Consider the following 21,662-nt stretch of genomic DNA (forward strand, 5'->3'; position numbering starts at 1 on the left):
CCCTTCAGGCTCCACCTTCGGGTGGAGCTTTTTTACCCCTCCTGGTTTGTTTTTAATCAACGCTTTCGTGTTTTTATTTATGACAATCTGTCATCTTCAGCTATTTTTTTCAGTGTCACATAAAGAAAATATTTCTGAAAACACACTGTCATCTTGGTGGTTAACACAATGATAAATAAAGAATGTTTCGTTGCTTTTTAAGTGAAACTTTCGTTGTCATAAAACTGTCATAATTCGTACATTTATCTGTCACCTGTTTGTCCTATTTTGCTCATCGTAGCCACTAAACAACGATTTACGAAAATCTTGCAGGAGACATTATGAAAGTTATGCGTACCACTGTCGCAACTGTTGTCGCCGCGACCTTATCTCTGAGTGCTTTCTCTGTATTCGCAGAAGCAAGCCTGACTGGCGCTGGTGCAACCTTCCCTGCGCCGGTGTATGCCAAATGGGCGGATACCTACCAGAAAGAAACCGGTAACAAGGTTAACTACCAGGGTATCGGCTCCTCCGGTGGCGTGAAACAAATTACCGCTAACACCGTTGATTTCGGTGCATCAGATGCTCCACTGACTGATGAAAAACTGGCTCAGGAAGGCCTGTTCCAGTTCCCAACCGTTATCGGTGGTGTGGTTCTGGCGGTCAACCTGCCAGGTGTGAAATCTGGTGAGCTGGTGCTGGACGGTAAAACCCTGGGTGACATCTACCTGGGTAAAATCAAAAAATGGGATGACGAAGCAATTGCTAAACTCAACCCAGGCCTGAAACTGCCTTCTCAGAACATCGCTGTGGTTCGCCGTGCGGATGGTTCTGGTACCTCTTTCGTGTTCACCAGCTATCTGGCAAAAGTGAACGAAGAGTGGAAATCTAAAGTCGGTTCTGGCTCTACCGTTAACTGGCCAACCGGTCTGGGCGGTAAAGGTAACGACGGTATCGCCGCGTTCGTACAACGTCTGCCTGGTTCTATCGGTTACGTAGAGTATGCGTACGCGAAACAGAACAACCTGTCTTACACCAAACTGCTGTCTGCAGATGGTAAGCCAGTGAGTCCAACTGAAGAGAACTTTGCTAACGCCGCCAAAGGCGCTGACTGGAGCAAATCCTTCGCACAGGATCTGACTAACCAGAAAGGCGAAGGTGCATGGCCAATCACCTCTACCACGTTCATTCTGGTTCACAAAGAGCAGAAGAAACCTGAGCAGGGTACTGAAGTGCTGAAATTCTTCGACTGGGCATACAAAAACGGCAATAAACAGGCTAACGACCTGGATTACGCTAGCCTGCCGGACAGCGTGGTTGAGCAGATTCGTGCTGCATGGAAAACCAACGTGAAAGACAGTAGCGGTAAAGCGCTGTACTAACAGGATATTTTTGACGAAGATGGCGGGTGGCGCTAACGCTAACCCGCCCTACGGTTCAAGCTGTAGGCCCGGTTAGCGTTAGCGCCACCGGGCATATTCGTAAGACGTTTTTAACAGAAGAGTGATTTATGGCTGCAACCAAGCCTGCATTTAACCCTCCGGGTAAAAAAGGTGACATGATTTTCAGCGCGCTGGTCAGACTGGCTGCGCTGATTGTGCTATTGCTGCTGGGCGGCATTATCGTGTCTCTGATTTTCTCCTCCTGGCCGAGCATCCAGAAATTCGGTTTCTCCTTCCTGTGGAGTAAAGAGTGGGATGCGCCGAACGATATCTACGGTGCGCTGGTCCCCATTTACGGCACGCTGGTGACCTCATTCATTGCCCTGCTGATTGCCGTTCCGGTGAGCTTCGGTATTGCCCTGTTCCTGACAGAGCTGGCACCTGGCTGGTTGCGACGTCCACTGGGTATCGCCATTGAACTGTTGGCTGCTATTCCCAGTATCGTTTACGGCATGTGGGGGCTGTTTATCTTTGCTCCGCTGTTCGCAACGTACTTCCAGGAGCCGGTAGGTAATATCCTCTCTGCAATTCCGTTTGTGGGCGCGCTGTTCTCAGGCCCGGCATTCGGCATCGGTATTCTGGCTGCAGGTGTGATCCTGGCCATCATGATTATTCCGTACATTGCGGCTGTTATGCGCGATGTCTTCGAACAAACCCCGGTGATGATGAAAGAGTCGGCCTACGGTATCGGCTGCACCACCTGGGAAGTTATCTGGCGCATCGTCCTGCCGTTCACCAAAAATGGGGTGATAGGCGGCGTGATGCTGGGTCTGGGTCGTGCTCTGGGTGAAACGATGGCAGTCACCTTTATTATCGGTAACACCTACCAGCTCGACAGCGCCTCGCTCTACATGCCAGGTAACAGTATTACGTCTGCACTGGCGAACGAATTTGCCGAAGCGGAATCCGGGCTGCACGTTGCTGCGCTGATGGAACTGGGCCTGATCCTGTTTGTTATCACCTTCATTGTCCTGGCGATTTCCAAGCTGATGATTATGCGCCTGGCTAAAAATGAGGGGGCACGCTAATGGCGACTCTCGAAATGCAAAGCACCGCTGAACTGGCGGAATCCCGCCGCAAGATGCAGGCCAAGCGCCGCATCAAGAACCGTATTGCACTGACGCTCTCTATGGCGACGATGGCATTCGGTCTGTTCTGGCTGGTCTGGATCCTCTTCTCTACCGTTGTTCGCGGTATTGATGGCATGTCGCTGGCAATGTTTACCGAAATGACCCCGCCGCCAAATACTGCAGGTGGTGGTCTGGCGAACGCCCTGGCGGGTAGCGGCCTGTTGATCCTGTGGGCAACGATCTTCGGTACCCCACTGGGCATCATGGCGGGTATCTACCTGGCAGAATATGGCCGTAAATCCTGGCTGGCGGAAGTTATTCGCTTCATCAACGACATTCTGCTTTCTGCCCCGTCTATCGTGGTCGGTCTGTTCGTCTACACCATCGTTGTGGCACAGATGGAGCACTTCTCCGGTTGGGCTGGTGTGATTGCACTGGCGCTGTTACAGGTACCGATTGTCATCCGCACCACCGAGAACATGCTGAAGCTGGTGCCAGACAGTCTGCGTGAAGCGGCTTACGCACTGGGAACACCGAAATGGAAAATGATCTCCGCCATTACGCTGAAAGCGTCAATCTCCGGGATCATGACCGGTGTTCTGCTGGCAGTTGCGCGTATCGCGGGTGAAACGGCACCTCTGCTGTTCACGTCGCTCTCCAACCAGTTCTGGAGCACGGATATGATGCAGCCAATCGCCAACCTGCCGGTGACAATCTTTAAATTTGCGATGAGCCCATTCGCGGAGTGGCAGCAACTGGCCTGGGCCGGGGTGCTGATCATTACCCTTTGTGTACTGTTGCTGAATATTCTGGCGCGCGTCATTTTCGCGAAGAAGAAACACGGTTAATTTTTTACGGCGCGGCACCTCGCGGCGTCGAATGAGGAAATGAGTCAATGAGTATGGTTGATACTGCCCCGGGTAAGATTCAGGTTCGTGATTTGAACTTCTACTACGGCAAATTCCATGCCCTGAAGAATATCAACCTGGATATCGCGAAGAACCAGGTCACGGCATTCATCGGTCCGTCTGGCTGTGGTAAATCCACCCTGCTGCGTACCTTTAACAAGATGTATTCGCTCTATCCGGAGCAGCGTGCCGAAGGCGAAATCATCCTGGACGGTGACAACATTCTGACCAATACCCAGGATATCGCCCTGCTGCGTGCGAAAGTGGGTATGGTGTTCCAGAAACCCACGCCGTTCCCGATGTCGATTTATGACAACATCGCGTTTGGTGTGCGTCTGTTTGAAAAGCTGTCTCGTACCGATATGGACGAGCGCGTGCAGTGGGCTTTGACCAAGGCCGCATTATGGAACGAAACCAAAGATAAGTTACACCAGAGCGGTTACTCTCTCTCCGGTGGTCAGCAACAGCGTCTGTGCATTGCGCGTGGTATCGCTATTCGCCCGGAAGTGTTGCTGCTTGATGAGCCGTGTTCAGCACTGGATCCGATCTCAACCGGGCGTATCGAAGAGCTGATCACCGAGCTGAAGCAGGATTACACCGTGGTGATTGTGACCCACAACATGCAGCAGGCGGCACGTTGTTCAGACCACACGGCGTTTATGTACCTGGGCGAGTTGATTGAGTTCAGTAACACGGACGATCTGTTCACCAAGCCCGCGAAAAAGCAAACAGAAGACTACATCACCGGTCGCTACGGTTGATTCAGGAGTGCGCTATGGACAATCTCAATCTTAACAAACACATTTCCGGCCAGTTTAACGCCGAGCTGGAAAGCATCCGCACTCAGGTGATGACCATGGGCGGCATGGTGGAGCAGCAGCTTTCTGATGCGATCACCGCGATGCACAATCAGGATAGCGAGCTGGCGAAGCGCGTTATCGAAGGCGACAAAAACGTCAACATGATGGAAGTGGCCATCGACGAGGCTTGCGTGCGCATTATTGCCAAGCGCCAGCCAACGGCGAGCGACCTGCGTCTGGTGATGGCGATCATCAAAACTATCGCCGAGCTGGAACGCATTGGTGACGTTGCGGATAAAATCTGCCGTACCGCACTGGAGAAATTCTCGCAGCAGCACCAGCCGCTGTTGGTTAGCCTGGAGTCGCTGGGTCGCCACACCGTGCAGATGCTGCACGACGTGCTGGATGCCTTTGCGCGTATGGATCTGGACGAAGCGGTGCGTATTTACCGTGAAGACAAGAAAGTTGACCAGGAGTATGAAGGCATCGTGCGTCAGCTGATGACCTACATGATGGAAGATTCACGTACGATCCCAAGCGTACTGACCGCCCTGTTCTGTGCGCGCTCAATTGAGCGTATCGGCGACCGCTGCCAGAACATTTGCGAATACATCTTCTACTTCGTGAAAGGTCAGGACTTCCGTCATGTGGGCGGCGACGAGCTGGATAAGCTGCTGGCAGATAAAGATCAGAAGGCGTGAGGTTTGTGGCGGGTGGCGCTAACGCTTACCCGCCCTACGTATGCCATGCAGGCCGGATGGGTGTTAGCACCATCCGGCTTTGTTTTTTCAGCGTGTGATATTCCACCCGCGTGCCTTCCACAGTTCTGGCAGCTGTGCCAGATCGGTAAACGTCGTCACTTTTGGATGATCGATCGGTTTGTTGTGCGGATCGGCACAGAAGTAAAACACCTCCATTCCCGCATCAATCCCCGACTGCGCACCCGCCATAGAGTCGTCCACCAGAATACAGTTTTCTACGTTGACGCTCATCGCCTTCGCCGCATGGAACATCAGTGCCGGGTCTGGCTTCCAGCGCTGAATATCGTAACCACTGAACAGTTTTTCCGGGAAGTGGTGCAACATATCCAGTTTACCCAGCGAGTGCTGCATTTTGCTGACCGGGCCATTAGAGACCACGCAGATTGGCACCGTCATCGCATCCAGTAACCTGTTTGCACCAGTAATGACGTCAAGTTCAGCGTCGAACAGACGTGCGACTTCGGCACGGTATACCGGCTCCAGATCCGCTTTCACCAAATCCACATCGTGTTCTTCGTTAATGATGTCGATGATCTCGTAGAGCTTCACGCCCTTAAAGCGCCTGAACACCTCTTTGAGCTCGAGCGTGATGCCAAATTCCTGGAACATGGTGACATACGCGCGGGAACAAATGACTTCACTGTCGACCAGCGTACCGTCGCAGTCGAAAAATACCGCTTCAATTCCGGACATGCCTTTCCCTTTTAACAAGTTTAACGTTTACGTACTGCAGTTTTACGAGACGCAATCGTTGCCGTATAAGCAAAACCAATGAAAAAAAGTATCCCGCAACTGCCCTTATTGTCGCATTTTGGTATAGGATAGCGACGAATTTTCCCTCCTTGTTCGGAAATTGATGATGAGTCAACAACACACTACCCAGACATCTGGTCAGGGGCTGCTTGAGCGCGTGTTTAAACTGCGCGAGCATGGCACAACGGCACGCACCGAAGTGATCGCCGGTTTCACCACCTTCCTGACGATGGTCTATATCGTTTTTGTTAACCCACAAATTCTGGGCGTTGCTGGCATGGATACCAGCGCCGTCTTCGTGACCACCTGTCTGATCGCTGCGCTGGGCAGCATTCTGATGGGGGTATTTGCCAACCTGCCTGTTGCTCTGGCTCCGGCGATGGGTCTGAATGCGTTCTTCGCGTTCGTGGTCGTTCAGGCTATGGGTCTGCCGTGGCAAGTGGGGATGGGGGCTATCTTCTGGGGTGCTATGGGTCTGCTGCTGCTGACCATTTTCCGCGTGCGTTACTGGATGATTGCCAATATTCCGGTGAGCCTGCGTGTAGGTATTACCAGCGGTATCGGCCTGTTCATCGGTATGATGGGGCTGAAAAATGCGGGTGTTATCGTGGCTAACCCGGATACGCTGGTCAGCATTGGTCACCTGACATCCCATAACGTGCTGCTGGGTGTGCTGGGCTTCTTTATCATCGCGATTCTGGCCTCCCGTAACATTCATGCGGCGGTACTGGTTTCCATCGTGATCACCACGCTGCTGGGCTGGATGCTGGGCGACGTTCACTACAACGGTATCGTCTCCGCTCCGCCGAGTGTTTCTACGGTTATTGGTCACGTTGACCTGGCCGGTTCTTTGAACCTGGGTCTGGCGGGCGTGATTTTCTCCTTCATGCTGGTGAACCTGTTTGACTCCTCCGGTACGCTGATTGGCGTGACTGACAAAGCGGGTCTGGCCGATGAAAAAGGCAAATTCCCGCGCATGAAGCAGGCGCTGTTTGTCGACAGTATCTCCTCCGTTGTTGGTTCCTTTATCGGTACCTCTTCCGTTACCGCGTATATTGAATCCTCTTCTGGTGTGTCTGTTGGCGGTCGTACCGGTCTGACGGCGGTTGTGGTCGGTATTCTGTTCCTGCTGGTGATTTTCCTTTCCCCGCTGGCCGGGATGGTTCCACCGTATGCGGCAGCCGGTGCGCTGATTTACGTGGGCGTACTGATGACCTCAAGCCTGGCTCGCGTGAAGTGGGAAGACTTGACCGAAGCGGTTCCTGCCTTTATTACCGCGGTGATGATGCCGTTCAGCTTCTCTATCACTGAAGGTATCGCGCTGGGCTTCATCTCTTATTGCGTGATGAAGATCGGTACCGGTCGTTTCCGCGACCTCAGCCCATGCGTGATCATTGTGGCGCTGCTGTTTGTGCTGAAGATTGTGTTCATCGACGCGAAATAAACAGCAAGCCCTTTTCTTCGAAAAGGGCTTTAGTGTTTGCACCCTCTCCCGTGGGAGAGGGCTGAGGTGAGGGCATCAGCCCGCACCTCTTTTACGCCTTCACCCGCTTAATATAATCCCCAAACGCGGTCAGTTGGCCAGAAAGATGGTCACGCGTGCTCTGATCCACCACATCACCCGTCTGCGGGTCGACCTTGTTTTGAATCACTCCACCCATAAATTCCGGCTTGTTCATTACCATTGCATCCAGGAATACCAGGATCTGGCGCAGGTGATACTGACAGCGAGCACCGCCAATGGCACCCATTGAACTGGTCTGGATCAACACCGGTTTACCCGAGAGCGGCTGCTCCGGCAAACGTGATAGCCAGTCGATGGCATTCTTCAGACCGCCTGGAACCGAGTAGTTATACTCCGGCGTCACAATAACCACGCCATCAGCCTGACGAATTTGCGCTGCCAGGGCTTCCACGCTCTGCGGGAAGCCTTCTTCCTGCTGTACATCCGCATCATAAAGCGGAATATCGCCAATGGACGGCAGGGCGTTAATCTCCATTCCTGCTGGTGCCAGCTGTGGCAACGTGCGGGCAACCATCCCGTTAAATGAACCTTTGCGCAGGCTTCCCAGTAACGTAACAACTTTCAACGTATCAGACATGATTACTCCTGTTTCATCATGATGACCCTGAATGGATCAGCTAAGGGTAAATGCTTTTTCTGCCGGTAAACTGGTTAATCTCATCAGGCGTGCAGCGGGCTCGTTGGCGCGTTCGGGCACATCCGGAAGGCTACGCCATCCGCGCGTGCTGTCAAATTCCCAAATTTTCAGCCGCTCAATAGCAGGGGTGACGGCAATAGACCAGATTAAGACATCCTCTGCGTCGCTGAGCGCTTCTACCAGTGCGGTTTTGGTGGCTCGCAGGCGTCCGGAGCCGGGAAGTAACTGCACCAGGCTGGCATCGTCTGATGCGCAGCCGCAGAGCTTACGAATGCTCTGGCGCAAGGTGATGAGCTGAGCCCTGGCCTCGATGGGATCGTTTTGGTTACGTACCCACAGCTGCTCATTGCTGGAAAGTGGGTAATCGTCGTGCGGGTTCGCGCTGTGAAAGCCTCGGGTGGCGCGCTGAAGTTCCATATCCAGCCCGCAGTCACCCTCGGTGGTGAGCGCTATACCAATAATGTTGCCCGTGTAAGCAATGGAAAAACGGGGCAGCTCCGGGTCGGCAAAGACCGGACGACCTTCCGGTTGGGTGATGATGTCTGGCAGTTCACTGGTGCCGTACAGCATAAACAGCAGTTCAGCGAGAAGTGCCCGGGAAGCTAAAAAACGCGTCCGGCGGTGCTCAGGAAGTGTGCGTGCCTCGCTGTGGCACGCTGAAGAAATTCTGGCTGATACGAGATGCCCTTCTGTCAGTATCCCTCTTGCAAAGTGCGTAGCCATTTTTCGCTCCTTGATAATGGTTGTAGTCAGGTTAAACGATTACATCATTATCGCTTAACTTAGCTTCTGTTTTAATCAGTAAATGGGAGTAAGAGAAGCCTGAGGACCGAACTTTACATTTTCTTAGGCAAAAATTGGATCGCTAGCGCAGTGGCGCACCATACAGCGCTTTGATTGTTTCCCGCAGCCAGAGGATTTTTGGATTATGGCTGTTCCGTTTATGCCAGATCAGCGTGAAGGGCACGGTAAGCTTTTCAGCCTGCGTTTCATCGATAGGTATGGGAAGGGTGATCAGCTTGCGCTGGTGGAGCTGATTATAGTGGTGGCAGTAGTGCGGCGCGGTGGCAATGTAGTTGTGGCCGGGTTGCGCTGCCATAAACATCGACTGCTCAAAGCCGGGTAAGCTCATGGCGATATTGCGTTCTCGCCCCATCTCTTTCAGCACCTCATCAAGCGCCCAGGTGTCGCTGCGTTCCCAGAAGATGCTGATATGCGGGTAGCGCAGGAACGTCTCCAGGTTCCACTCTTCCTGCAGTGCAGGGTGATCTTCGCGCAGATAAACACACGGACGGTCACTAAACAGGATCTCGTAGTCGATAAACCACGGTAACAGCTTCAGCAGCTCGCGAGATCGCGGGTGCGTTTCGCGGCCTGTGAAGCCAAGATCCACTTCCCCGCGGGTAATGGCATCCAGCGAGTCGTAATCCCAGTTGCGCATCTTCACCGTGGCCTGCGGATAGCGCTGATTTACCTGCTCCAGCAAGGCATTGAAGCGGATCAGCATCAGCGGGGTTTCCGCTGCCAGCACAAACTTCAGGCCGCCGGGGGAGTCATGGTGGAATTTGTCGAGGATCTGATTACCAATCTGCATCCAGTCGGCCAGATCCTGCTCCAGGCTCACCGTCAGCGGTGTCGGTAACAACCCCAGCGGCGTTTTCACAAACAGCGGGTCTTCAAACCAGTCGCGCAGCTTCGCCAGTGATTTACTCACCGCAGACGGTGTGACGTTCATCCGTTTCGCTGCTTTGGTGACGCTGCGCTCCTGCAGCAAAAGCTGCAGGCATAGCAATAAGTTAAGATCGAGACTGCTGATGGGTTTCTTCATAATGCGCCACAGGCTGGATGACGATAAGCAAGGTGATGCAGAGCATGCTACAGCCAATCAGTATCCCGATCAGCATATTCAGCGCATTAAGGCCGATAACCGCCGCCAGCCAAATCCACAGTGATGAACCACAGACCTGTGCGATACCCAGCACTGAGCTTGCCACGCCTGCTCGCAGCGAAAATGGACCCAGTGCCTGGCTCATCGCGACACCAAAACCGACGGAGAATCCGGCGCAAATCAGGGTGATACCCGCAAGCATAATCGCGTGCGAGCTGGTGGTCGCCAGAATCACACCTGCAGCCAGGAACAACGCCTGTGAGGTCAGCATCAGCGTGCGCTGGCTGAAGACATTCAGTGCAAACGGCGTGGAGAATGACACGGCCATACTGACCATTGCGGTTAACGCCATCACTGTTGAATATTCCCCGCGATCAAAACCCATCGTTTCCATCAGTAACACCGGGGAAACGTTTACATAGGTCAGGATCACCGCCACGCTTAGCGTGGTGACCAACAACCGGCTAATGAAAAAGCGGTTGAGGAGTTTCTCCGCCGGGTGAATCGTTGCGGTATGTCCCGTATTTTGCGCGCCAGGGTGCGTTTCTTTCAGCACCGCGATCGACAAAATAAAGACCAGTGCCCCCATTGCCGACATTGTCCAGAAAAGGCTCTGCCACGGGAATTTCAGCATGATGAGATATCCCACGACAGGTGCCAGTACCGGGATAATACAGGTGATGCCGTTTAGCATGGAGAGCACTTTGGCGCGGCGCTGAGCGCTTAAGGTGTCGCGCAAAATCGCGAAGGCCACAACGTAACAACCGCCAGCGCCAATTCCCTGGACAAAGCGCCCCGCCAGGAACAACGTGCTGTCCTGTGCCAGTGAGCAGAGTACGGAAGCCAGCGCAAAAATCACCGCGCCTGTGATGGCAACAGGTTGACGACCTGCCTTGTCCGCAATTTTTCCGGCAAACACCATCGACGACGCCATACCTGCGAGGTAGGCCGAAAACGCAATATGCAGCTGCGCTTCGCTGGCACCGAGGTCGCGGGCGATATGTGGTAACCCCACCAGATACATATCAATGCCTGATGGATAAAGCAGAACCAGTGCAAAACTACAAAACAGAAAACGAGCCATAAACCCCCCATAGAGACAGGCAAGCAGAATAGGGGGATAAAGGGGAAGATGCGAGTTGCCATTTGGACAATGGTGATTTCCTGAGAGGAAATCACCATGTGTTAGCGGAAATTACTTACCAATACAGAAGCTCGAGAAGATCCTTCCCAGCAAATCATCCGACGTAAACTCCCCGGTGATCTCACTCAGATTTTGCTGCGCCAGGCGCAGCTCTTCCGCCAGCAGTTCACCCGCCCATGCGCCAATCAACTGTGCTTTACCCTGAACAAGGTGGTTTGCTGCCTCTTCCAGCGCCTGCAGATGACGACGACGCGCCAGGAAGCCGCCTTCCATGCTGGTGTCAAAGCCCATGCTCTGCTTGAGGTGGTTACGCAGGTCATCCACACCTTCGCCAGTACGTGCCGACAGGCGGATCAGTGAGTGACCATTCACATCGCTGATGCCCAGCGTTTCGCCAGTGACGTCGGCTTTGTTACGCACCACGGTGATTGGCAGTTTGGCTGGCAGACGGGCGATAAAGTCTGGCCAGATGTCCGCCGGGTCAACCGCGCTGGTGGTTGTGCCATCCACCATAAACAACACGCGGTCGGCCTGCTCAATTTCCTGCCAGGCGCGCTCGATACCAATGCGCTCTACTTCATCGCTGGCATCGCGCAGGCCCGCAGTATCAATAATGTGCAGCGGCATCCCGTCGATGTGAATATGCTCGCGCAGTACGTCACGGGTGGTGCCGGCAATGTCAGTGACGATCGCCGCTTCACGGCCTGCCAGCGCGTTCAGGAGGCTCGATTTTCCGGCGTTAGGACGACCGGCAATCACCACCTTCATCCCTTCACGCAGCAGGCTGCCCTGACGCGCTTCGGCACGGACCGCATCGAGATCGGCCATCACGCTGTTGAGCTGGGCTTCAATTTTGCCGTCAGAGAGGAAGTCGATCTCCTCATCCGGGAAGTCGATGGCCGCTTCGACGTAGATCCGCAGGTGAGTAAGTGCTTCCACAAGATGATTCACGCGGGCAGAAAATGCCCCCTGCAGCGAGTTCAGCGCGGAGCGGGCCGCTTGTTCAGAGCTGGCGTCGATCAGGTCGGCAATTGCCTCGGCCTGTGCCAGGTCGAGTTTGTCGTTCAGGAAAGCACGCTCGGAGAACTCACCCGGCTTCGCAATGCGCAGCCCAGGCAGGGTCAGAATGCGTTTTAACAGCAGGTCGAGGATCACCGGGCCGCCGTGACCCTGCAGCTCCAGCACATCTTCGCCGGTAAAGGAGTTCGGGCCAGGGAACCACAGCGCAATGCCCTGATCCAGCGAGGTGCCGTCGGTATCTTTAAATGGCAGATAATCAGCGTAACGCGGCTTTGGCAGTTTACCCAGCACCGCTTCAGCCACCTCGCGCGCCTTCAGGCCGGAGATACGCAGAATGCCAACACCACCGCGTCCCGGTGGGGTTGCCTGGGCGACGATAGTGTCGTTATGGCTCATGGTTTGTCTCTACAGTGTTGCAATAAAAAAAGGCGGTCAATCGACCGCCCTTATTTTAGCGTTAACTTACCTGATCAGGATTTTTTCTTTTCGCGGCTATGCAGGCCACGTTTTTCCAGACCACGGTAAATCAGCTGCTGCTGGATGATGGTCACCAGGTTGCTGACGATATAGTACAGCACCAGACCTGACGGGAACCACAGGAAGAACACGGTGAAGATGACCGGCATAAAGGTCATGATCTTCTGCTGCATCGGGTCGGTCACGGTAGTCGGAGACATCTTCTGGATGAAGAACATCGTCACGCCCATCAGGATCGGCAGGATGTAGTACGGGTCCTGTGCAGACAGGTCATGGATCCACAGTGCGAACGGCGCGTGGCGCAGCTCAACGGAACCCATCAGCATGTAGTACAGCGCAAGGAAGATTGGCATCTGGATAATCAGAGGGAAGCAACCACCCAGTGGGTTCACTTTCTCTGCTTTATACAGGGCCATCATTTCCTGGCTCTGACGCTGTTTGTCATCGCCCAGACGCTCACGCATTGCCGCAATCTTCGGCTGCAGCATACGCATCTTCGCCATGGAGGTGTACTGCGCTTTAGTCAGCGGGTACATGATGCCACGAACGATGAAGGTGATAACGATGATGGAGAAGCCCCAGTTGCCCAGGAAGCTGTGGATGAACTTCAGCAGCTTAAACAGCGGCTGAGAGATGAACCACAACCAGCCGTAATCCACGGTCAGATCCAGATGCGGCGCAACGGCAGCCATTTTGTCCTGGATTTCCGGGCCAACCCACAGGGTGCTGGTCAGCTTACCGGTTTGACCCGGCTGAACCAGAACCGGCTGCGATTTGTAGCCGATGGCTGCAATACCGTTACCGAGATTCGCGGTGTAGAAGTTGTTGGTACCGTCGTTGTTTGGCACCCACGCTGTGGCGAAATACTGTTGCAGCATTGCCACCCAACCGTCTTTAGCGCTGACGTTCAGGTTTTCGTTATCGGCAATGGTGTCGAATTTGTATTTCTCGTACTTCGCGTCAGGCGTGGAGTACGCCGCGCCACGGAAGGTATGCAGCGCAAAGTTGCTGCTTCCGGTGTCACGGTGAGTCGGCAGATTGATGGATTGCTTCAGCTGGCCAAAGGTCGACAGTTCCAGCGGTTTTGCACCGGTGTTCTGTACGTTGTAGCCCACGCTCACCGCATACTCACCGCGTTTCAGGGTGAAGGTTTTGGTGAAGGTGTTGCCTGCCGCATCGGTGTAGGTCAGCGGGATAGCGATTTCGTTCTGACCATCAGCCAGCACGAACGCGTCTTTCTCGACGTTATACAGCGGACGCGCACCGTTAGCCGGGTTATCCGGGCCATCACGACCGGTCAGGCCGCTCTGAGCCTGGTAGATAAACTCAGGCGTGGTTTCCAGTAACTGGAACGGTTCGGTAGACTTCAGCTCTTTCGGGTAGGTCAACAGCAGCGCCTGCTCAACATCACCACCACGGGTGTTGATAGTCAGCTCAAGCACATCGGTCTTAACCGTAATCTGTTTCCCCTGGCCACTGGCCGGTACGCCCTGGTCGGCGGCGCTACCCGCTGCGGTGGTCGTGGTCTGCGTGGTCTGCTGCTGGGGTTGAGGATTTTTATCCTGCTCCCATGCCTGCCAGATCATGAAAGACACGAACAACAAAGCGATGATAAGAAGATTGCGTTGCGAATCCATCGTTAGTGTTCTCTGGTATCAAAGGGTCCTGGGGGGACGGGGTCGTCTCCACCTGGGTGTAAAGGGTGGCATTTTAATACGCGTTTCACTGTCAACCAACTGCCTTTTATCACTCCAAACCTGCGCAATGCCTCAATTCCGTAGCTTGAGCATGTTGGGGTGAAACGGCAGTGCGGCCCGAGTAGCGGACTAATCAGGCGTTGATAGACCCGAATGAGGGCTATCAGGACCCGCGAGCCAGGCGACAGTGACGGAGCCATAATTTCTCCAACGCTTCCGTGAGAGCACGGTTATCGAGGTCGGCAACCCCCTTTTTAGCCACCACCACGAAATCCATAGAAGGCAGTTCGTGCTGACGTAAACGGAAGCTTTCACGCGTCAGACGTTTAATCCGGTTGCGTTCATGCGCACGCTTAACGTTTTTCTTGGCGACAGTAAGACCGATGCGGGGATGCCCCAGCGAATTCAGGCGGCCGAGGATGGTGATTTGCGGCGTGCCAGCCCGTTGTGGCTGCTGGAAGACGAAAGTGAAATGAGTGGGAGTTAACAAACGTAACTCCCTGGGAAATGCTAGCTTAACCACTCAGGGGTTAGCTTTATTACTTGGAAACGGTCAGACGAGCGCGGCCTTTAGCACGACGACGTGCCAGAACCTGACGACCATTTTTAGTAGCCATACGAGCACGGAAGCCGTGAGAACGGTTGCGCTTCAGTACAGACGGTTGAAAAGTGCGTTTCATGGCGATTTCTACCTAAACTTGAATAAATTCACTGACTTTTGCGTATACCCGAACGAGTTTCGAACGACTAACGCCTCAGCGTGGGTGATTAAAGAGGCCGGATTGTAATAATTGTACACTCCGGAGTCAATTCTCTTTCCTTATTTCCCGCGTATTTCCGCACGTTTTCGCGTGGAAAATGAGCAACGGACGACGCAGGAAGATGAGCATCACGCGCCGGGTCGAGGATTATACGGCCTCCCCAACAAAGCGCAAGGATCGTCCTGGATCTTCGTTAGATCATTTAAGTAAAAAATTGTCTGTGCTCATTAATTTTTCCAATATGCGGGCTAAATCGTGGGGCACTCTCGTCAGGATCGATTACACTTACCCGGTTTCGGATCTTCCTGTGGATAAATCGGGAAGAATCTGTGAGAAACAGAAGATCTCTGACTCAGTTTAGGCTATGATCCGCGGTCCCGATCGGGATCCCAGGATCCGGGTCAGGATAAAATTGCAGATAGCAATTCGCACATCCCCCTTTTGCACAGGGTCATGTCGATGTGCGCCAACAATCATGAATATTCAATAGTTTTCTTTTATTGTTCGAGTGGAGTCCGCCGTGTCACTTTCGCTTTGGCAGCAGTGTCTTGCCCGATTGCAGGATGAGTTACCAGCCACAGAATTCAGTATGTGGATCCGCCCATTGCAGGCGGAACTGAGCGATAACACGCTGGCTTTGTATGCGCCAAACCGTTTTGTGCTCGATTGGGTAAGGGATAAATACCTAAATAATATCAACGGATTGTTAAATGATTTCTGCGGATCAGATGTTCCGCAACTGCGCTTTGAGGTGGGAACAAAGCCGGTTACGCAAACCGTTCGTGAAACGGTAAATGTGACCGCTCCTGCCCAGGCTGCACCCGCTCCGGCTCCTCGCGTTGCACCGGCTGCCCGTCCGGGCTGGGACAACGTTCCTGCACCCGCAGAGCCAACCTACCGCTCTAACGTTAACGTTAAACACACGTTCGATAACTTCGTTGAAGGTAAATCGAACCAGCTGGCGCGCGCGGCGGCTCGCCAGGTTGCAGATAACCCCGGTGGTGCTTACAACCCGCTGTTCCTTTATGGCGGCACGGGTCTGGGTAAAACGCACCTTCTGCATGCGGTGGGTAACGGCATTATGGCGCGTAAGCCTAATGCGAAAGTGGTGTATATGCACTCCGAGCGCTTCGTTCAGGACATGGTAAAAGCCCTGCAAAACAATGCGATCGAAGAGTTTAAACGCTATTATCGTTCTGTTGACGCACTGCTGATCGATGACATCCAGTTCTTTGCGAATAAAGAGCGTTCGCAGGAAGAGTTTTTCCACACCTTTAATGCGCTGCTGGAAGGCAATCAGCAGATCATTTTGACCTCGGATCGTTATCCAAAAGAGATCAACGGTGTTGAAGATCGCCTGAAATCCCGTTTTGGCTGGGGCCTGACCGTGGCGATCGAGCCACCGGAGCTGGAAACCCGCGTGGCGATCCTGATGAAAAAAGCCGATGAGAACGACATTCGCCTGCCGGGTGAAGTGGCGTTCTTCATTGCCAAGCGTCTGCGCTCCAACGTGCGTGAGCTGGAAGGGGCACTGAACCGCGTTATCGCCAATGCCAACTTCACCGGTCGTGCGATCACCATCGATTTTGTGCGTGAAGCGCTGCGTGATTTACTGGCATTGCAGGAAAAACTGGTCACCATCGACAATATTCAAAAGACGGTGGCCGAGTACTACAAAATCAAAGTGGCAGATTTGCTGTCTAAACGTCGTTCCCGCTCGGTGGCGCGCCCGCGTCAGATGGCGATGGCGCTGGCAAAGGAGTTAACCAACCACAGTTTGCCGGAGATCGGCGATGCGTTTGGTGGCCGTGACCATACGACCGTGCTGCACGCTTGTCGTAAGATTGAGCAGTTACGCGAAGAAAGCCACGACATAAAAGAAGATTTTTCCAATTTAATCAGAACATTATCATCGTGACGCTATGAAATTTACCGTTGAACGTGAACATTTATTAAAACCGCTGCAACAGGTGAGTGGCCCATTAGGTGGCCGCCCAACGCTGCCTATTCTCGGAAACCTGCTGCTTCAGGTCGCGGACGGTACGCTGTCGCTGACCGGCACAGACCTGGAAATGGAAATGATCGCGCGCGTTACGCTGTCTCAGCCGCATAATGCGGGCGCGACCACTGTTCCGGCACGTAAATTCTTTGATATCTGCCGTGGGTTGCCGGAAGGCGCTGAAATCGCCGTGCAGCTGGAGGGCGACCGCATGCTGGTGCGCTCTGGTCGCAGCCGTTTCTCCCTCTCCACGCTGCCTGCAGCAGACTTCCCGAACCTGGATGACTGGCAGAGTGAAGTTGAATTCACCCTGCCGCAGGCGACGATGAAGCGTCTGATTGAAGCCACGCAGTTCTCAATGGCGCACCAGGACGTTCGTTACTACTTAAACGGCATGCTGTTTGAAACTGAAGGTGAAGAGCTGCGTACCGTGGCAACAGACGGCCACCGTCTGGCGGTCTGTTCTATGCCAATTGGCGACTCACTGCCAAACCATTCGGTGATCGTACCGCGTAAAGGTGTGATTGAGCTGATGCGTATGCTCGACGGCGGAGACACTCCGCTGCGCGTGCAGATTGGCAGCAACAACATCCGCGCACACGTGGGTGATTTTGTCTTCACATCGAAGCTGGTTGACGGTCGCTTCCCGGATTATCGCCGCGTATTGCCGAAGAACCCGGACAAAACGCTGGAAGCGGGCTGCGATAGCCTCAAGCAGGCTTTTGCCCGTGCAGCGATCCTCTCCAATGAGAAATTCCGCGGCGTGCGTCTGTATGTGAGCGAAAACCAGATCAAAATCACCGCCAACAACCCGGAGCAGGAAGAGGCAGAAGAGATTCTGGACGTCACCTACGCCGGGGCTGAGATGGAAATTGGCTTTAACGTCAGCTACGTGCTGGACGTGCTGAATGCACTGAAATGCGAAAATGTGCGCATTCTGCTGACCGACTCCGTATCGAGCGTACAGATTGAAGATGCAGCCAGCCAAAGCGCGGCGTATGTTGTCATGCCAATGAGACTGTAGTGAAAAATATCGGGCTATCTTACTTGCCATTTTCAACCTGGGCTGTGCTCGCCCCTGTCACGTACTTCGTGTACGCTCCAGGGTCTGTGCGCAGTCCGCGTTGAAACTGGCTGCGCCGATTACGCCCTGGCCCGAAGAAACCCAGATATGTCACTGACGCGCCTTTTAATTAAAGATTTCCGCAACATTGAAAGCGCGGATCTCGCTTTATCCCCTGGCTTTAACTTCCTGGTTGGCGCGAACGGCAGCGGCAAAACCAGCGTACTGGAAGCCATCTATACGCTCGGCCACGGCCGGGCTTTTCGTAGTTTGCAGATTGGTCGCGTGATTCGCCACGAGCAGGAATCCTTTGTTCTGCACGGACGTTTGCAGGGAGAAGAGCGGGAAACCGCCATCGGCCTGACCAAAGACAAGCTGGGTGACAGCAAGGTGCGCATCGACGGTACCGACGGCCACAAAGTGGCGGAGCTGGCGCTGTTAATGCCCATGCAACTGATTACGCCGGAGGGGTTTACTTTACTCAACGGCGGCCCCAAATACAGAAGAGCGTTCCTTGACTGGGGATGCTTTCACAACGAAGCCGGTTTCTTTAACGCCTGGAGCAACCTGAAGCGTCTGCTTAAGCAGCGTAACGCCGCGTTGCGCCAGGTGACGCGTTACGCCCAGCTGCGTCCGTGGGATATGGAATTAATCCCGCTTGCGGAACAAATCAGCCGCTGGCGTGCCGAATACAGCGCAGGTATCGCCGAAGATATGGCCGACACCTGCAAACAGTTTTTACCTGAATTTTCTCTCACCTTCTCCTTCCAGCGCGGCTGGGAGAAAGAGACGGATTACGCAGAAGTGTTAGAGAGAAACTTCGAGCGCGACCGCATGTTGACCTACACCGCGCATGGCCCGCACAAGGCAGATTTTCGCATTCGTGCTGACGGCGCACCGGTCGAAGATACCTTGTCGCGCGGGCAGCTCAAGCTCCTGATGTGCGCGCTGCGCCTGGCGCAGGGGGAGTTTTTAACCCGCGAAAGCGGGCGACGCTGCCTGTATCTGATAGATGATTTTGCCTCGGAACTTGACGACGCGCGGCGTGGGCTGCTTGCCAGTCGCTTAAAAGCCACGCAGTCGCAGGTTTTCGTCAGCGCCATTAGCGCTGAACACGTTATAGACATGTCGGACGAAAATTCGAAGATGTTTACCGTGGAAAAGGGTAAAATAACGGATTAACCCAAGATTAAATGAGCGAGAAACGTTGATGTCGAATTCTTATGACTCCTCCAGTATCAAAGTCCTGAAAGGGCTGGATGCGGTGCGTAAGCGCCCGGGTATGTATATCGGCGATACGGATGACGGCACCGGTCTGCACCACATGGTATTCGAGGTGGTAGATAACGCTATCGACGAAGCGCTCGCGGGTCACTGTAAAGACATCGTGGTCACGATCCATGCGGACAACTCTGTCTCTGTCACCGATGATGGCCGTGGTATCCCAACCGGTATTCACCCGGAAGAGGGCGTGTCTGCGGCGGAAGTGATCATGACCGTTCTGCACGCAGGCGGTAAGTTCGACGATAACTCCTATAAAGTTTCTGGTGGTCTGCACGGCGTAGGCGTGTCCGTGGTTAACGCCCTGTCGCAGAAGCTGGAGCTGGTTATCCAGCGTGAAGGGAAAACTCACCGTCAGCTTTATACACACGGTGTGCCGCAGGCACCGCTGGCTGTGACTGGCGACACCGACAAAACCGGTACGATGGTGCGTTTCTGGCCGAGCCTCGAAACCTTCACCAACGTCACTGAATTTGAGTACGACATCCTGGCGAAACGCCTGCGTGAACTGTCGTTCCTGAACTCCGGCGTCTCCATTCGTCTGCGCGACAAACGCGACAACAAAGAAGACCACTTCCATTACGAAGGTGGTATCAAGGCGTTCGTTGAGTATCTGAACAAGAACAAAACGCCAATTCACCCGAATATTTTCTACTTCTCCACCGAAAAAGACGGTATCGGCGTGGAAGTGGCACTGCAGTGGAACGATGGTTTCCAGGAAAACATCTACTGCTTCACCAACAACATTCCACAGCGTGATGGCGGTACTCACCTGGCGGGCTTCCGCGCAGCGATGACCCGTACCCTGAACGCCTACATGGACAAAGAAGGCTACAGCAAGAAAGCGAAAGTCAGCGCCACCGGTGACGATGCCCGTGAAGGCCTGATTGCGGTTGTCTCTGTGAAGGTGCCGGATCCGAAGTTCTCCTCTCAGACCAAAGACAAGCTGGTTTCTTCTGAGGTGAAATCGGCGGTTGAACAGCAGATGAACGAACTGCTGAGCGAATACCTGCTGGAAAACCCGTCTGACGCGAAAATCGTTGTTGGCAAAATTATTGACGCGGCACGTGCCCGTGAAGCGGCGCGTAAAGCCCGTGAAATGACTCGCCGTAAAGGTGCGCTGGACTTAGCAGGTCTGCCAGGAAAACTGGCTGACTGCCAGGAACGCGACCCGGCGCTGTCTGAACTGTACCTTGTGGAAGGGGACTCCGCGGGCGGTTCTGCGAAGCAGGGCCGTAACCGTAAGAACCAGGCTATCCTGCCGCTGAAGGGTAAAATCCTCAACGTAGAGAAAGCCCGTTTCGACAAGATGCTCTCTTCTCAGGAAGTGGCGACGCTGATCACCGCGCTGGGCTGCGGCATTGGCCGTGACGAATACAACCCGGACAAACTGCGTTATCACAGCATCATCATCATGACCGATGCGGACGTCGACGGCTCGCACATCCGTACGTTGCTGTTGACCTTCTTCTACCGTCAGATGCCAGAAATCGTTGAACGTGGTCACGTCTACATTGCACAGCCGCCGCTGTACAAAGTGAAGAAAGGCAAACAGGAACAGTACATTAAAGATGACGACGCGATGGATCAGTACCAAATCGCGATCGCCCTTGATGGTGCAACCCTGCATGCGAACTCTCACGCGCCTGCACTGGCCGGGGAGCCGCTGGAACGTCTGGTTTCCGAGTTCAACGCCACGCAGAAAATGATTGGTCGTATGGAGCGTCGCTATCCGAAAGCGCTGCTCAAAGAGCTGGTCTATCAGCCAACCCTGACCGAAGCCGATCTGAGCAGTGAGCAGACCGTGTCCCGCTGGGTGAACACGCTGGTGAGCGAGCTTAACGAGAAAGAGCAGCACGGTAGCCAGTGGAAATGTGATATTCAGCAGAATGCCGATCAGCAGTTTGAGCCGGTTATCCGCGTGCGTACCCACGGCGTCGATACTGACTATCCGCTGGAGCACGAGTTTGTGACCGGCCCGGAATACCACCGCATCTGCACTCTCGGTGAGAAGCTGCGTGGTCTGATCGAAGATGATGCCTTCATCGAACGTGGTGAACGTCGTCAGCCGGTTGCCAGCTTCGAGCAGGCGCTGGAATGGCTGGTGAAAGAGTCTCGTCGCGGTCTGGCGATTCAGCGTTATAAAGGTCTGGGTGAAATGAACCCGGATCAGCTGTGGGAAACGACTATGGATCCGGAAAGCCGCCGCATGCTGCGTGTTACCGTGAAAGACGCTATTGCTGCGGATCAGCTGTTCACCACCCTGATGGGTGATGCCGTTGAACCACGCCGTGCCTTTATCGAAGAGAATGCGCTGAAAGCGGCGAATATCGACATTTAAGCCGTTTTTTCCCTCACCTTAACGACACTTTTCGCCCTCGCCCCTTTGGGGAGAGGGCAGGGTGAGGGGAAATAATTCAGTGCAAAAGAGGAATCCCCTCCTCAAATCCCATCCCC

The 21,662-nt window shown here is 54.0% G+C and carries 20 protein-coding genes; 10 read left to right on the forward strand and 10 right to left on the reverse strand.

Annotated elements, in window-relative coordinates; translation table 11 throughout:
• Positions 1–320: 320 nt before the first annotated feature.
• The 5 genes from pstS (at position 321) to phoU (ending at position 4,900) form a co-directional block, all read left to right on the forward strand.
• Positions 321–1,361: a phosphate ABC transporter substrate-binding protein PstS gene (gene pstS / locus ACJ9N4_RS17095; RefSeq protein ID WP_182273201.1), complete on the forward strand. Its 1,041-nt coding sequence runs from the start codon at positions 321–323 to the stop codon at positions 1,359–1,361.
• Positions 1,362–1,489: 128 nt separating this feature from the next.
• The gene (gene pstC / locus ACJ9N4_RS17100; protein ID WP_182273200.1) at positions 1,490–2,449 is read left to right on the forward strand and encodes a phosphate ABC transporter permease PstC; all 960 of its coding nucleotides are present in this window, start codon (positions 1,490–1,492) and stop codon (positions 2,447–2,449) included.
• The gene (gene pstA, locus ACJ9N4_RS17105; protein WP_182273199.1) at positions 2,449–3,339 is read left to right on the forward strand and encodes a phosphate ABC transporter permease PstA; all 891 of its coding nucleotides are present in this window, start codon (positions 2,449–2,451) and stop codon (positions 3,337–3,339) included. The genes pstC and pstA overlap by 1 nt, the downstream gene beginning before the upstream one ends.
• A 47-nt stretch (positions 3,340–3,386) precedes the next feature.
• Complete coding sequence (gene pstB / locus ACJ9N4_RS17110; RefSeq protein WP_182273198.1) at positions 3,387–4,160, forward strand: phosphate ABC transporter ATP-binding protein PstB; 774 nt, start codon at positions 3,387–3,389, stop codon at positions 4,158–4,160.
• Positions 4,161–4,174: 14 nt separating this feature from the next.
• The gene (gene phoU / locus ACJ9N4_RS17115; protein WP_182273197.1) at positions 4,175–4,900 is read left to right on the forward strand and encodes a phosphate signaling complex protein PhoU; all 726 of its coding nucleotides are present in this window, start codon (positions 4,175–4,177) and stop codon (positions 4,898–4,900) included.
• An 87-nt stretch (positions 4,901–4,987) separates the two neighbouring features.
• Here the strand turns inward: phoU and yieH are convergent, their stop codons facing one another.
• A complete protein-coding gene (yieH, locus tag ACJ9N4_RS17120) occupies positions 4,988–5,653 on the reverse strand; it encodes a 6-phosphogluconate phosphatase (RefSeq protein WP_182273196.1) in 666 nt (221 codons plus the stop codon).
• 166 nt (positions 5,654–5,819) lie between these two features.
• Here yieH and adeP point away from each other — a divergent pair, with 166 nt between their 5' ends.
• On the forward strand, positions 5,820–7,157 hold the full coding sequence (gene adeP / locus ACJ9N4_RS17125) for an adenine permease AdeP (RefSeq protein WP_182274600.1): 1,338 nt from the start codon (positions 5,820–5,822) through the stop codon (positions 7,155–7,157).
• Positions 7,158–7,248: 91 nt separating this feature from the next.
• Here adeP and ACJ9N4_RS17130 read toward each other — a convergent pair whose 3' ends face one another.
• The 9 genes from ACJ9N4_RS17130 to rpmH form a co-directional block, all read right to left on the reverse strand.
• On the reverse strand, positions 7,249–7,815 hold the full coding sequence (locus ACJ9N4_RS17130; protein WP_182273195.1) for an NADPH-dependent FMN reductase: 567 nt from the start codon (positions 7,813–7,815) through the stop codon (positions 7,249–7,251).
• Between the two features lie 36 nt (positions 7,816–7,851).
• Positions 7,852–8,598 (reverse strand): 4'-phosphopantetheinyl transferase family protein, encoded by a 747-nt coding sequence (locus tag ACJ9N4_RS17135; protein ID WP_182273194.1) that lies wholly within the window; start codon positions 8,596–8,598, stop codon positions 7,852–7,854.
• A gap of 142 nt (positions 8,599–8,740) precedes the next feature.
• Entirely contained in the window at positions 8,741–9,703 is a 963-nt protein-coding gene (gene yidZ / locus ACJ9N4_RS17140; RefSeq protein WP_182273193.1) for an HTH-type transcriptional regulator YidZ, read from the reverse strand.
• The gene (locus ACJ9N4_RS17145; RefSeq protein ID WP_196390643.1) at positions 9,672–10,847 is read right to left on the reverse strand and encodes an MFS transporter; all 1,176 of its coding nucleotides are present in this window, start codon (positions 10,845–10,847) and stop codon (positions 9,672–9,674) included. The genes yidZ and ACJ9N4_RS17145 overlap by 32 nt, the downstream gene beginning before the upstream one ends.
• Before the next feature lie 111 nt (positions 10,848–10,958).
• Positions 10,959–12,323, reverse strand: a complete 1,365-nt coding sequence (mnmE, locus tag ACJ9N4_RS17150) for a tRNA uridine-5-carboxymethylaminomethyl(34) synthesis GTPase MnmE (RefSeq protein ID WP_182273191.1) — start codon at positions 12,321–12,323, stop codon at positions 10,959–10,961.
• A gap of 74 nt (positions 12,324–12,397) precedes the next feature.
• The gene (gene yidC / locus ACJ9N4_RS17155; protein ID WP_411500663.1) at positions 12,398–14,041 is read right to left on the reverse strand and encodes a membrane protein insertase YidC; all 1,644 of its coding nucleotides are present in this window, start codon (positions 14,039–14,041) and stop codon (positions 12,398–12,400) included.
• Between the two features lie 2 nt (positions 14,042–14,043).
• Positions 14,044–14,301 carry a membrane protein insertion efficiency factor YidD gene (gene yidD, locus ACJ9N4_RS17160; RefSeq protein WP_182273189.1) on the reverse strand — a complete coding sequence of 86 codons (258 nt, stop codon included), beginning with the start codon at positions 14,299–14,301 and terminating at the stop codon, positions 14,044–14,046.
• On the reverse strand, positions 14,265–14,624 hold the full coding sequence (gene rnpA, locus ACJ9N4_RS17165) for a ribonuclease P protein component (protein ID WP_182273188.1): 360 nt from the start codon (positions 14,622–14,624) through the stop codon (positions 14,265–14,267). The genes yidD and rnpA overlap by 37 nt, the downstream gene beginning before the upstream one ends.
• A 16-nt stretch (positions 14,625–14,640) precedes the next feature.
• On the reverse strand, positions 14,641–14,781 hold the full coding sequence (rpmH, locus tag ACJ9N4_RS17170; protein ID WP_000831330.1) for a 50S ribosomal protein L34: 141 nt from the start codon (positions 14,779–14,781) through the stop codon (positions 14,641–14,643).
• Positions 14,782–15,382: 601 nt separating this feature from the next.
• Between rpmH and dnaA the strand changes: the two genes are divergently transcribed.
• The 4 genes from dnaA (at position 15,383) to gyrB (ending at position 21,546) form a co-directional block, all read left to right on the forward strand.
• Entirely contained in the window at positions 15,383–16,780 is a 1,398-nt protein-coding gene (gene dnaA / locus ACJ9N4_RS17175) for a chromosomal replication initiator protein DnaA (RefSeq protein ID WP_182273187.1), read from the forward strand.
• A gap of 4 nt (positions 16,781–16,784) precedes the next feature.
• Positions 16,785–17,885 (forward strand): DNA polymerase III subunit beta, encoded by a 1,101-nt coding sequence (gene dnaN, locus ACJ9N4_RS17180; protein ID WP_182273186.1) that lies wholly within the window; start codon positions 16,785–16,787, stop codon positions 17,883–17,885.
• Positions 17,886–18,032: 147 nt separating this feature from the next.
• Positions 18,033–19,106 carry a DNA replication/repair protein RecF gene (gene recF, locus ACJ9N4_RS17185; RefSeq protein ID WP_182919160.1) on the forward strand — a complete coding sequence of 358 codons (1,074 nt, stop codon included), beginning with the start codon at positions 18,033–18,035 and terminating at the stop codon, positions 19,104–19,106.
• 28 nt (positions 19,107–19,134) lie between these two features.
• Positions 19,135–21,546: a DNA topoisomerase (ATP-hydrolyzing) subunit B gene (gyrB, locus tag ACJ9N4_RS17190; protein ID WP_411500664.1), complete on the forward strand. Its 2,412-nt coding sequence runs from the start codon at positions 19,135–19,137 to the stop codon at positions 21,544–21,546.
• Positions 21,547–21,662: the final 116 nt, after the last annotated feature.

It is taken from the genome of Enterobacter sp. LM3 (genome assembly GCF_046622475.1).
Taxonomy (GTDB): Bacteria; Pseudomonadota; Gammaproteobacteria; order Enterobacterales; family Enterobacteriaceae; genus Enterobacter; species Enterobacter cloacae_P.

Coding starts and splice junctions, on each gene's coding strand:
- pstS (WP_182273201.1), top strand. CDS start 321: ATGAAAGTTATGCGTACCACTGTCGCAACTGTTGTCGCCGCGACCTTA.
- pstC (WP_182273200.1), top strand. CDS start 1,490: ATGGCTGCAACCAAGCCTGCATTTAACCCTCCGGGTAAAAAAGGTGAC.
- pstA (WP_182273199.1), top strand. CDS start 2,449: ATGGCGACTCTCGAAATGCAAAGCACCGCTGAACTGGCGGAATCCCGC.
- pstB (WP_182273198.1), top strand. CDS start 3,387: ATGAGTATGGTTGATACTGCCCCGGGTAAGATTCAGGTTCGTGATTTG.
- phoU (WP_182273197.1), top strand. CDS start 4,175: ATGGACAATCTCAATCTTAACAAACACATTTCCGGCCAGTTTAACGCC.
- yieH (WP_182273196.1), bottom strand. CDS start 5,653: ATGTCCGGAATTGAAGCGGTATTTTTCGACTGCGACGGTACGCTGGTC.
- adeP (WP_182274600.1), top strand. CDS start 5,820: ATGAGTCAACAACACACTACCCAGACATCTGGTCAGGGGCTGCTTGAG.
- ACJ9N4_RS17130 (WP_182273195.1), bottom strand. CDS start 7,815: ATGTCTGATACGTTGAAAGTTGTTACGTTACTGGGAAGCCTGCGCAAA.
- ACJ9N4_RS17135 (WP_182273194.1), bottom strand. CDS start 8,598: ATGGCTACGCACTTTGCAAGAGGGATACTGACAGAAGGGCATCTCGTA.
- yidZ (WP_182273193.1), bottom strand. CDS start 9,703: ATGAAGAAACCCATCAGCAGTCTCGATCTTAACTTATTGCTATGCCTG.
- ACJ9N4_RS17145 (WP_196390643.1), bottom strand. CDS start 10,847: ATGGCTCGTTTTCTGTTTTGTAGTTTTGCACTGGTTCTGCTTTATCCA.
- mnmE (WP_182273191.1), bottom strand. CDS start 12,323: ATGAGCCATAACGACACTATCGTCGCCCAGGCAACCCCACCGGGACGC.
- yidC (WP_411500663.1), bottom strand. CDS start 14,041: ATGGATTCGCAACGCAATCTTCTTATCATCGCTTTGTTGTTCGTGTCT.
- yidD (WP_182273189.1), bottom strand. CDS start 14,301: ATGGCTCCGTCACTGTCGCCTGGCTCGCGGGTCCTGATAGCCCTCATT.
- rpmH (WP_000831330.1), bottom strand. CDS start 14,781: ATGAAACGCACTTTTCAACCGTCTGTACTGAAGCGCAACCGTTCTCAC.
- dnaN (WP_182273186.1), top strand. CDS start 16,785: ATGAAATTTACCGTTGAACGTGAACATTTATTAAAACCGCTGCAACAG.
- recF (WP_182919160.1), top strand. CDS start 18,033: ATGTCACTGACGCGCCTTTTAATTAAAGATTTCCGCAACATTGAAAGC.
- gyrB (WP_411500664.1), top strand. CDS start 19,135: ATGTCGAATTCTTATGACTCCTCCAGTATCAAAGTCCTGAAAGGGCTG.